Consider the following 11,910-nt stretch of genomic DNA (forward strand, 5'->3'; position numbering starts at 1 on the left):
GGCAGATCCTGCATTGGGAACCGGACGGGGTCAGAGCCCTCGCCGTGGCGAGGGATCTGACCCCGCGCAGAGGTTCAATCGCGGCGACTGACCCACTGAGCCAACAGCACGGCCGTGGCCGAGGCCACGTTCAGGCTCTCCACCGCGCCGCTGCCGGGAATCGAGACCTGCAGGTCGCATTCGCTGGCAAGGCTGCGATCCATGCCTTCGCTTTCCGCGCCCATTACGTAGACCAGGCGGGCCGGCAACGACGCGCGGAACACGTCATCGCCACCCTCAACCAGGGTCGCGGCGAGGCCGAAACCGGCCGCGCGCAGCTGCGCCATCGCTTCTGCATCCTCAGGCAACTGTACCAGCGGCACCGACTCTGCGCCGCCCTCGGCCACGCGTGCGGCCGCGCCGGACAGCGCCAGCGTGCTGCTGGCCGGCAGCAGCAGCGCCTTGGCGCCGAAATGCGCGGCAGAGCGCAGGATCGCACCGAAGTTGTGCGGATTGCCGACGCCATCCAGCCACAGTGCCAGCGCCGGGCCTTCGCCCAGTTCGGCCAGCCATTGCGCCAGCGGCAACACCGGCGCGCGCAGCACGTCGGCCACCAGGCCTTCATGGTGGGTGGTGGCAGCCAGCTTGTTGAGGTCGCCCTCCTCCACCACGCGATAGCCCACGCGGTTGGCCACGCACCACTTCAGCACCGGCTGCATGCGCGGAATCAGCGATTCCACCAGGTACAGCTTGCGCAGCGCCTGCGGACGCTTGGCGAACAGCGCCTGCACCGCGTTCCAGCCATACAGGCGCAGTTCGTCGTTGCCACGCCCCGGCGGTGGCGGGGTGCCGCCCTCACGCGGTGGCAGCGGGGTGGCCCGCGGCGGTCGCGACGACGGGCGGCGGGCATTCTTCCAGGGATCATTCACTACGGGACAACTCCAGCTTGCGTTGACGCCAGAAATCGGCGTTCTTGATGCCCAGGGCATCGGGGTCGAAGATCGGGTCGAGACCGAGCTTCTTCTGTCGTTCGTAATCGCGCAGCGCCAGCATGGCCGGCTTCTGCACGATGAGGATGGCGATGATGTTCAGCCAGGCCATCAGGCCCACGCCGATATCACCCAGCGCCCAGGCCAGGGTGGCGTTGTGGAAGGCACCGAACACCACCATGCCGATGATGCCCAGGCGCAGCAGCAGCACGGTGAGCGGCCGGCGCTTGTTGTGGTTGACGTAGGTCAGGTTGGTTTCGGCCATGTAGTAATAGGCCATGATCGTGGTGAAGGCGAAGAAGAAGATCGCCACCGACACAAAGGCCGAGCCCCAGCCCGGCAGCACCGCTTCCACACCCGCCTGCGCGTAGCCCGCACCTTCGGGAATGCCGGCCAGGCCCTGGAAGATCGGCGCGGCGCCGGCGACCGGCGAATACACGTTGTAGGTGCCGCTGGCCAGGATCAGGAAGGCGGTGGCGGTGCACACCATCATGGTGTCGAAGTAGATGGCGAACGCCTGCACGTAGCCCTGCTTGGCCGGGTGCGAGACCTCCGAGGCCGCCGCAGCGTGCGGACCCGAGCCCTGGCCGGCTTCGTTGGCGTAGATGCCGCGCTTGATGCCCCACTCCACCGCCAGGCCCATCATCGCGCCGAACGCGGCGTGGGTGCCGAACGCGCTCTTGAAGATGATGCCGAACATTTCCGGCACGCGATCGTAGTTGATGATCATGATGACGATGGCCATCAGGATGAAACCGGCGGCCATGAACGGCACCACCACTTCGGCGAAATTGGCGATGCGCTTGACGCCACCGAAGATCACCACGCCCAGCAGCAGGGCGACGACGATGCCGATGCCCAGCTTCAGCGCCTGCGCCGATTCCATGCCGAAGGCCTGGCCATCGAGCGGACCGCACAGCGCGGTACCGCGGCAGGCGTTGATGACGCTGTCGGCGATCGCGTTGGCCTGCACGCCGGGCATCAGGAAGCCGGCGGCGATGATCGTGGCGATGGCGAAGGCCATGGCATACCACTTCAGGCCCATCGCTTTTTCGATGTAGTAGGCCGGGCCACCGCGGTAGCGGCCTTCGGCATCCTTGGTCTTGTAGATCTGCGCCAGGGTGCATTCCACATACGAGGTGGAGGCGCCGAGGAAGCCCATCACCCACATCCAGAAGATGGCGCCGGGGCCGCCGAAGGCGATGGCGGTGGCCACGCCGGCGATGTTGCCGATGCCCATGCGGCCGGCCATCGACATGGCCAGGGCCTGGAACGAGGACACGCCGGCGTCGGACTTCTCACCGGACACGGTGAGGCGGCACATCTCGACGAAACCACGGATCTGCATGAAGCGGGTGCGCAGGCTGAAGAACAGGCCGGCGGCCAGGCACATGAAGATCAGCGCCTTGCTCCAGATGATGCTGTTGATGAAATGTACGGTAGCTTCCACGCGCGCTCTCTCCAGTCGGCGGGTTGTGAGGACGTCCCGTCGGCTGGAAGGGACCGGTCGATTCTCCCTGATCGAAGGTCGCTGCGATAGCGCCGGATGTGGGGGCGTGTTCTCCGCCGGGCATGGCCCGGCGCTACCGGCAATGACCGTGCCCCCCACGGTAGCGCCGGGCCGTGCCCGGCGGCCGGTTACGGAAGCTGCGTGCGCACCCGGGCGAAGCGGCGCAGGTCGTGCAGCACGCCGCGCTTGTAGACCGCGCAGCGGTCCACGCCCTCTTCCTGGAAGCCGTTCTTTTCCAGCACCCGGGCCGAACCAAGGTTGAAGTCGACTACCCCGGCCTGCAGCCTGAACAGGCGCAGCTCGTCCATCACCCACGGTGCGAACAGGCCGACCACCCGGGTCATCAGGCCCTGGCCCCAGTAGGACTGGCCCAGCCAGTAGCCCAGTTCCGCCATGTGACCGCGCTCGGCGATGCCCTGCTGGGCCCCGACGCTGCCGCAGGCCTGGCCGTCGATCTCGATGGCCAGGTTGAGCGTGCCCGGCGCCAGCACGCGGCCAGCCAGAAAGGCCTCGCCATCCTCGCGCGTGTACGGGTACGGGAAGCGATCGCGCAGGCCGCGCGACACCTCGGCATCGTTCGCATGGCGCAGCAGCGATTCGAGGTCTTCATTGCGCCAAGGGCGCAGGAGGAGGCCCTCGCCCTGCAGGTGTGGGGTCAGAGCCCTTTCCCTTTGGGAAAGGGATCCGACCCCGCCAGCCATCCCGTTGGTGGTCAGGTCAGGCATGTCCACCCACCGACGGCGACTCCGCTTCCTGCTTCTCCAGCTCGCGCTTCACCGCTTCCGGCGAGCGCGTGTACGGCGCCAGCCGCGCGTAGAACGCCGGCACCACGAACAGCGACAGGAACGTCGAGAGGGTCACGCCGAAGATGATCACGATGCCGATGGTGCCACGGCTGGCCGAACCGGGGCCACCGGCCACCACCAGCGGGACCGCACCGACCACGGTGGCGATCGAGGTCATCAGGATCGGACGCAGGCGCACCATCGCCGATTCGATGATCGCCTCGCGTACGGTTCTCCCGTCGTCGCGCAGCTGGTTGGCGAATTCGACGATCAGGATGCCGTTCTTCGCGGCCAGGCCGACCAGCATGACGATGCCGATCTGGCTGAACAGGTTCACCGTGCCACCGCTGACCCACAGGCCAACCAGCGCACCGAGCACACCCAGCGGCACAGTCAGCATGATGGTCAGCGGGTGGATGAAGCTCTCGAACTGCGCGGCCAGCACCAGGTACACCACCAGCAGCGCCATCGCGAAGGTCAGCAGCACTGCACCACCAGCACTCTGGTACTCGCGCGATTCGCCCTTCCAATTCACCTGCGCATACTGTGGCAGCTCCTCGCGCGTGACCTGCTGCGCCCAGGCAATCGCCTCGCCCAGCGGATAACCCGGCGCCAGGCCGGCATTGATGGTGATCGAGCGCAGGCGGTTGAAGCGGTTCAGGGTGCCGGCCTCGGCCACTTCGCTCAGCGTGACAAGGTTGGACAGCGGCACCAGTTCGCCGGAGGTGGCACGCACACGGATCGCGGCAAGGTCGGCCGGGCTGGCACGCCCGTCGCGGCCGGCCTGGACCAGCACGTCGTACTCTTCGCCGTTGTCGACGAAGGTGGTGACGCGGCGCGAGCCCATCATGGTTTCCAGTGCCGAACCAATCGCGGTGACCGGCACGCCCAGATCGGCCGCACGCTGGCGGTCGATGTTGACCCGCATCTGCGGGCGGGTTTCCTTGTAGTCCGAGTCTGGGCCGACCAGGCCGGGGTTGTCGGCCATGCGCAGCAGGATGCGGTCGCGCCACTGCGCGATCTCGGCGTATTCCGGGCCGCCCAGCACGATCTGGAACGGCTGGCCGCCGCTGCGCACCAGGCCACCGCCCACCTGCGTACGTACGCGCACGCCGCGGATGGTGTCCAGTTCCTTCTGCAGCTCATTGGCCACTTCCGGCGTGCCCTCGCTGCGCTGGCGCCACGGCTGCAGGAAGATGCTGACGCGGCCGGTGTGCATTTCCTCGCTGGCGCCCCAGCCACCCGGCACGCGCGGGTTGGCGCGCACGATCGGTTTGTCAGGGCCGACATGCGGTGCCAGCATCGCTTCCACCTGCTGCACCTGCTGCACGGTGTAGTCGTAGCCGGCACCTTCCGGGCCGTCGATCATGATCTGGAACGAACCGCGGTCTTCGGCCGGTGCCAGTTCCGATGGCAGCAGCTTGAGCAGGCCCCAGCTGGCGGCCAGTGCAGCCACCATCACCAGCAGGTAGATCCAGGTGCGATCGACGTGGTGGTCGAGCACCCGCCCATAGGCCCCGGCCAGGCGCTCCAGGTTGCGGTTGATGAAACCATGCAGGCCACGCGGCGCCTGCCCGGTATGGGGCTTGAGCAGCTTGGAGGCCATCATCGGCGTCAGCGTCAGAGCCACGAACGCGGACAATGCCACTGCCGCAGCCAGCGCCACCGCCAGTTCACGGAACAGCCGTCCCGTGTTGCCCTCAAGGAAACCGACCGGCAGGAACACCGCCACCAGCACGGCCGTGGTGGCGATCACCGCGAACGCCACCTGCGCGGTACCGCGTTTGGACGCCACCAACGGCGGTTCACCCAGATCGATGCGGCGCTGCACGTTCTCCACCACCACGATCGCGTCGTCCACCACCAGGCCGATGCACAGCACCAGCGCCAGCAGGGTCAGCAGGTTGATCGAGAAGTCGAACGCATACAGCGCGATGAAGGCGGCGACCAGGCACACCGGCACCGTCACTGCCGGAATCAGTGCAGCACGGAAGCTGCCGAGGAACAGCCAGATCACCGCCAGCACCAGGATCATCGCTTCCACCAGCGTGGCGTAAACACGGTCCACTGCGGCTTCGATGAAGGTGGTGTTGTCGAAGGCAACGAAAATCTGCGTGCCCTTGGGCAGCGTCAGCGCGACCCGCTCCGCCTCAGCGCGCGCGGTGCGTGCCACATCCAGCGAATTGGCGGTGGAGGTCTTGACGATGCCCAGGCCGATGCCCGGTTCACCGTTGCTGCGGTAGTAGGCGCGACGCTCGGCCGAAGCCAGCTCGATCTTCGCCACGTCGCCCATGCGCACCACGTAGCCGTCGCGGCCCTTGCCCAGCGGGATGGTCGCGAAGTCTTCGGGCTTGATGTAGTTGCGCTCCACGCGCAGGGTGAAGTCGCGGTCGGTCGATTCGATGCGGCCGGCCGGCAGTTCCACGTTCTCGTTGCGCAGCGCGGTTTCCACGTCGCCGGTGGTCAGCCCGCGCGCGGCCAGCTGGTCACGGTCCAGCCAGATGCGCATCGCATAGCGCTGGCGGCCGCCGATGCGGACCTGGGCCACGCCGTCGAGGCTGGAGAAACGGTCGACCACGTAGCGGTCGGCGTAGTCGCTCAGTTCCAGCGTGTCCATGGTCGAGGAGACCATGTTGAACCAGATGATCGGGTCGGCATCGCTTTCGACCTTGGCGATTTCCGGCGGGCGCGCTTCTTCCGGCATGCGGTCGGCAACGCGGCTGACCGCATCACGCACGTCGTTGGCTGCGGCCTCGATATCGCGGTTGGAGGTGAATTCGATGCTGACCTGCGAGCGGCCATTGGTGCTGCGCGCGTTGATCGTATCGATGCCTTCGATACCGGCCAGCGCGTCTTCCAGCACCTGGGTGATGCGGCTTTCGATGACCGCCGCCGAGGCACCGGTGTAATCCACCGACACCGAAACGATCGGCGGATCGATGGCAGGCAGCTCACGCAGGGTCAGGCGGGTGAAGGACATCACGCCCAGCACCAGCAGCAGCAGGCTCATCACCACGGCGAACACCGGCCGCTGGATGGAGGTGTCGGACAGCTTCATCCGCCGTGGCCCTCGGCGACCACCGCCGCCGGCGCGTCAGCCGGCTTGGCGCCGCTCGCCGGTGCTGCGTCCTTGGCGGCTACCTTCAGTCCCGGGCGCAGCTTGCCGGTGCCATCGACCACGATTCGCTGGCCCGCTTCCAGGCCCTGCTTGATCTCGACCACACCGGCACGGCGCGCACCGGTGACCACATCCACGCGCTCGACGCTGTCGTCGCTTTTGATGCGATACACGAAGGTATCGCGGCCGACCTGCACCACCGCGATTTCCGGAACCACCAGCGCCGGCCGTTCGGGATGGAACAGGCGTACGTCCAGCAGCATGCCCGGACGCAGCGCGTGGTCGCTGTTGGCGAAGTCGGCGCGCACGGTCACTGCACGGGTCGCCGGATCGATGCGTGCATCGATGGTACTGACCACGCCTTCGAAGGTGCGGCCCGGCCAGGCCACGCTGGATGCACTGACCTTGTCGCCGACGCCGAGTGCGGCCAGTTCCACTTCCGGCACCTGGAAATCGATATGCATGTGTTCGATGTCGTCGAGCGTGGCGATCACCGTGGTCGGCGTCAGCAGCGTGCCCGGGCTGACCTGGCGGATGCCGAGCACGCCGGCAAACGGCGCACGCACACGGCGGTCACCGATGTCCGACTGCATCTGCGCCACGCGCGCTTCGGCGGCATCGCGGATCGACTTCTGCGTATCCAGCGTGGCACTGGATACCAGCCGCTGCGTGGCCAGCTCGCGCTGGCGCCTGTACAGCTGGTCGGCCTCGTGGAAGGTGGCCTGGGCCTGCACCAGTGCCGCTTCCTGGGCCTGCCCGCGCAGGGTCACGATCGGCGCACCGGCGGCGATGTGCTGGCCGCTCTCGAAGTGCACCTTCTCGACGATTTCGCTGACCTTGGCGGTGACGCTGATCGATTCGCGCGCCTTGGCCGTGCCCAGCGCCTGCAGGGTGTCGTTCCACTGCGTGGGCTGCACGACCTGCGCGGTGACCGGCACTGCTTCGCCCTGCCGACGTGCGGCAGCCTCCTGTTTGCCTGCGCACCCGGCCAGCACGGCCAGGCTGAGGCCGAAGGCCAGGGTCGAAGCGATACGAGCCAACATGAACGGTCCTGATTGATCCACGGCCGCCGAGTGTAGGCAAGGGCCCGCAAAAGCGGTATGTGCCAAGCGTTTACCGGCGTGGAACCGGCACCGCGCTAGCGCCTTCAACCGGTTCCGTGCAAGGCTGGTGCTGGCGGTGTCGGCTTGTGTCGGGGTGTATCCAGCGACCCATTACCGACGTTGCCATCGTAGAGTCGAAGCTGCCCGACAGAGGGCGTCGGGCGGGGACGGATCCTGGCGGGGATCCGGCCCCGTTTTTTTTTGCCCGGCGGATCAATACCGGTAGTTCACCTTCATCCACACGCTGCGGCCCGGCTCGTTGATGCGTACCGGGTCGGCCGGGAAGCCGAAGTCGGCGCTGCCGGCCAGGTTCAGGTGCTCGCTGTAGGCACGGTCAAACAGGTTGTCGACACCCGCGCTGAGCTGCAGCTGCGAGCTGAAGCGGTAAGCCGCATTGAGCGCGAAGGTGGCGAAGCCGGCGCTCGGTCCCAGGTCCTGGGCGACCACGTTGCCCTGGCCATCGGCGACACGGTGCTGGTGGGTCACCACACGCAGCAGCGCACCAGCACTCCAGCGCTGGCCTTCCCAGTTCGCACTCAGGCGCGCCTCCAGCGGCGGCATCTGCGGCAGCGGTCGCTGCTGGTCGCGGTTCTCGCCCCAGGCATAGGCCAGCGTGCCGCCCAGCTTCCACTGTTCGGCCAGCGCCACTTCCACGCCCGCCTCGGCCCCGGCAATGCGGGCATCGACGTTGCGGGCCTGGCTCATGCCCATCATCCCGCTGCCGTGGTAGGTGAACAGGATGTAGTCCTGGATCTGACCGGCGTACGCCGAGAGCCAGGCCTGCACGCGCGGGCCCTTGTACTGCATGCCCACATCAAGCTGGGTGGTGCGCTCGGGCTGCACGCCGCTGAATGCATTCACCGTGCCGGCCGGTCCCTGGTTGGGCGAGAACAGCTCCCAGTAGTCAGGCATGCGCTCGCTGTGGCCGAGGCCTGCGTACCAGGTCAAGCCGTCGGCCAGATCCTGCTCGTAGCGCAGGAAACCACTGCCCAGCCATTCCTTGCGCTGCAGGCCAGCGGTCGGATTCGGCCGGTTGCCCATCATCCCGCGCACCGACTGCCGCTCATCGCGGACGCTGGCGCGATCGATGCGCAGCCCGCTGATCCAGCGCTGGTCGGTGCCGGCGCCGAGGGTGAATTCGGTGAACACGCCATAGCGGCGGAAGTTGGCATCGGTCTCCCAGGCTGCCTGCCGGTAGGTGTCGCGGCCCATGCCCATGCGGCCGCGGTGACGACTGTCCTCGCCATCCACACCGGCCACCAGCTGCACATCCTGCCAGCGCCATTCGGAACTGACCCGCCCGCCCTGGGTACGGCGGTCCACGTTCGAGGCCATCGGCATCGGCATCATGCTGTGCGGGTTCGGCGTGCGCAGCGTGTAGTTGTCCATCACGTGGTCGGCATTGTTGTAGTACACGTTGGCCTGCAGCGTGTCCCACGCACCCGGCAGGTTGCGCTTCTCGAAGCGCGCCGCGTAGCTGGTGCGCTCGAACGCGGCACCGTCCATGCCACGGCCCGCGTAACGCGCGATCGCATCACCGGCACCGGCGGAGATTTCCAGCAGCGTGTCGGCATCCGGCGTCCAGCCGATGGCCACGTCGCCATTCCACTTGCGCCACTTCGACGGCACCACGTCACCGTGGCCGTCCTTGTAGTCATCGGCTTCGGAACGGTTGCCGCTTGCACGCACGTAGCCGGTCGGATTGCCCAGGGTCAGGTCCAGCACCTGGTCGTTGCGGTTGCGCGAACCGACCAGCGCACTGGCATCGGCACGCAGGCCCGGCTCATCGAAACGCGGCGTATCGCGCTCGAAACGCACGGTGCCGGCCGAGGCACCTGCGCCCCAGCGCACGCTCTGCGGGCCCTTGATGATGGTCAACCGGTCGAAGCTCTCCGGCGCGATGTAGGACAGCGGATTGTCCATGCGCGACGGGCAGGCACCGATCAGGTTGCCATCGTTGCTGAGGATGTTCAGGCGCGAACCGAACATGCCGCGCAGCACCGGGTCGCCATTGGTGCCACCGTTACGGATGGCGGCGAAGCCGGGGACGGTTTTCAGGTAATCAGCACCGTCGCTGGCGGGCACCGGCTGCCGCGGCAGGCGCGGATCGGTCACCCAATGCAGCGGCGAGGACGGTGCAGCGGCGGTCACCACCAGGGTGTCGAGAGTGCGCGCCTCGTCGGCAGGCGCGGCGTGTGCCAGTGATGCGGCCACGGCCAGGCCAAGGGCAACCGGCAGGCGCGCGCAGGCGCCCGCAGGGCGGGAAGTCATTTTCATCGGAACAGCTCCAAAGTACGCACGCGCGCACGGCGCCCGGTCAGGCGTCGTGCGGCGGATTCGATAGGGACATCAGCGAACGATGGAGAAGCGCGGCGGCCCACGCGCGGCATGTGCCGGCCACCGCAGTGCCGGCAGCACCTGCTGCGACCATGGGAACGCCAGCTGCGGCCGCCACAACAGCGGCAACAGCAGCACCAGCACGGCCAGCCACGGCAGCAGGCGCATCGCCAGCACGCAGTATTCGCAGGCTTCGCCATGCATGGCGTGGGGGTCGGCCGGACGGCTGGGCGCTGCAGGCGCAGCGCCGTGCCGATCGTGTCCGGCCATGGCCATGGCGTGCATGTCATGGCCCATGGCGGCGTGGTCCATGCCTGCCATCGCGGCGTGCTCCATCGGCTGTGCCTGCAGCGCGCGGCTGACCAGTGGCGCAAGCACCATCAGCAGCGTCGCCAGGATGGCGAGCTGGAGCAGAAGGCGCTGCGGGCGGGACAGGCGGGTCACCCCGCTAGTGTAGAGCGGGGTCCAGGGTTGCCCGTGCGACGAACCGTCGCAGGAGGGGGTTTGTCGGCAGGGCTGCGCCCTGCACCCGCAGAGGCCACGGCAGGTGCCGAAGCAACAGCAGAAGCTGGTTTCCTGAGGGATGGCGGGGTGGGTCCGGTTGCGGGGGACGCCGTAAATCCGTCCATGGAGGCTCGGTCGCGCCATCCATGGCGCTCACGCCCCCGCAACCGGACCCACCCCGCCTTCGACAGATTCCTGCGGTCTGTTGGAACGGATCTGACCCCACATGTATTTCGATATCTGACAGTTTCCATCCACGCATGGCGTGGATCTACCGTGTCGACCAAGGTCGACACCTACCAACAGCCATCGGAATCTGTCAGAGGTGGGGCGGTGTCGGAGTGCGGGGTGTCCGCGGCATGGATGCCGCGGCCAGGCCCCCAGGGACGGGTTCACGGCGTCCCCGCAGTCCGACACCGCCCCGCCATCCCACGGATAGCGAGCTTTTGACGTTGCTGTTGCTGTTGCTCCGGTTTGCAGCAGGTGCAGGGCGCAGCCCTGCTCGACCAGCCTCACACCGTGATGGTCTGGGTCAGTGACTCCCACGTCGGTGGTACCGGCCACGCCGCCGCCTGGTTGCCATCCAGCACCCTGCGCAGGTCGCGCGGATCGATCTGTGGGGCCAGCACGTGCACCAGCTCCAACGCGTAATCACGCAGCACCCGGTCGCGCGGCAGCACCGCCCAGGCGATGCACTCGGCAATCGGTGCCGGCGCCGGCCACGCCTTCAGGTCTTCGTCGTTGGAACTGACCGCCATCTCCGCCAGCAACCCCACGCCCAGTCCGGTGCGCACGTAGGTCTTGATCAGATCAGCATCGAGCGCGGTCAACGCCAGATCCGGCACCAGGCCGTTGGCGGCGAAGGCACGCTGCAGCGAGGAATTCGGCCGAGTCGATGATTCGTAGCTGATCAGCGGCTGCCGGGCCAGCGCGGCCAGGTCCGGGGTGCGGCCTGCGCGGTCCAGCGGGTGGCCCTTGGGCACCACCACCAGGCGCCGCCAGCGGAACAGCGGCACCGCAATGCCATCGGTGGGCTCGCTGCCGGCGGTGCTGATGATCGCAATGTCGGCATCGCCCTGGTTCAAGCGATCAAGTGCATCGGCTTCACCGGCCTGTTGCAGATGCACGCTCACCTGCGGATACGCCTGCTTGATCGCCGCCACCGCCGGCGGCAGCACGAAGCGCGCCTGGGTGTGGGTGGTGGTCAGGATCAGCTGGCCCTGACTCTCGCGGCGCTGGTTGGCCGCGTAAGTGCGGATGTTGTTGGCCTCGGCCAGCACCGAGCGGGCGCGGGCGATGACCTCGGTGCCGGCCGGGGTGACCGACTCCAGGCTGCGGCCCTTGCGCACGAACAGCAGGAAACCCAGCTCGTCTTCCAGCTGCTTGAGCTGCTTGGACAGGCCGGGCTGAGTGGCATGCACGCGCGAGGCGGCCAGCGTGATGTTCAGCTCGGCGTCGGCGATGGCAACCAGATAGCGCAGCTGGGTCAGCGTCATGGCAGGCGGGCGATGTGGGGGCGGAGGTCCACTCTAGGGTCAATTGCCGTCACCAGCTTATAACCAAAGGTTGTTTAAGAAAGGTATCT

8 protein-coding genes are annotated in these 11,910 nt (G+C 67.5%); all 8 read right to left on the minus strand.

Going from position 1 to position 11,910, the window contains the following annotated elements; genetic code table 11:
• Nucleotides 1-74: 74 nt before the first annotated feature.
• The 8 genes from V9K93_RS15660 to V9K93_RS15695 all read right to left on the minus strand — a co-directional run bounded on the left by V9K93_RS15660 (nt 75) and on the right by V9K93_RS15695 (nt 11,821).
• The gene (locus V9K93_RS15660) at nt 75-908 is read right to left on the minus strand and encodes a TrmH family RNA methyltransferase (protein WP_489686270.1); all 834 of its coding nucleotides are present in this window, start codon (nt 906-908) and stop codon (nt 75-77) included.
• A complete protein-coding gene (locus V9K93_RS15665) occupies nt 901-2,418 on the minus strand; it encodes an alanine/glycine:cation symporter family protein (protein WP_025874267.1) in 1,518 nt (505 codons plus the stop codon). The genes V9K93_RS15660 and V9K93_RS15665 overlap by 8 nt, the downstream gene beginning before the upstream one ends.
• Before the next feature lie 188 nt (nt 2,419-2,606).
• The gene (locus V9K93_RS15670; RefSeq protein WP_337302875.1) at nt 2,607-3,179 is read right to left on the minus strand and encodes a GNAT family N-acetyltransferase; all 573 of its coding nucleotides are present in this window, start codon (nt 3,177-3,179) and stop codon (nt 2,607-2,609) included.
• Nucleotides 3,180-3,195: 16 nt separating this feature from the next.
• Entirely contained in the window at nt 3,196-6,321 is a 3,126-nt protein-coding gene (locus tag V9K93_RS15675) for an efflux RND transporter permease subunit (RefSeq protein ID WP_046985474.1), read from the minus strand.
• Nucleotides 6,318-7,424, minus strand: coding sequence for an efflux RND transporter periplasmic adaptor subunit (locus V9K93_RS15680; protein ID WP_046985475.1), 1,107 nt, complete (start codon nt 7,422-7,424; stop codon nt 6,318-6,320). The genes V9K93_RS15675 and V9K93_RS15680 overlap by 4 nt, the downstream gene beginning before the upstream one ends.
• Nucleotides 7,425-7,697: 273 nt before the next feature.
• A complete protein-coding gene (locus V9K93_RS15685) occupies nt 7,698-9,761 on the minus strand; it encodes a TonB-dependent copper receptor (RefSeq protein WP_337302849.1) in 2,064 nt (687 codons plus the stop codon).
• Between the two features lie 72 nt (nt 9,762-9,833).
• Nucleotides 9,834-10,265 (minus strand): DUF2946 domain-containing protein, encoded by a 432-nt coding sequence (locus V9K93_RS15690; RefSeq protein ID WP_046985477.1) that lies wholly within the window; start codon nt 10,263-10,265, stop codon nt 9,834-9,836.
• A 572-nt stretch (nt 10,266-10,837) separates the two neighbouring features.
• Entirely contained in the window at nt 10,838-11,821 is a 984-nt protein-coding gene (locus V9K93_RS15695) for a LysR family transcriptional regulator (RefSeq protein WP_012511956.1), read from the minus strand.
• Nucleotides 11,822-11,910: the final 89 nt, after the last annotated feature.

The organism is Stenotrophomonas sp. CCNWLW162 (genome assembly GCF_037203745.1).
GTDB classification, from domain to species: domain Bacteria; phylum Pseudomonadota; class Gammaproteobacteria; order Xanthomonadales; family Xanthomonadaceae; genus Stenotrophomonas; species Stenotrophomonas maltophilia_AQ.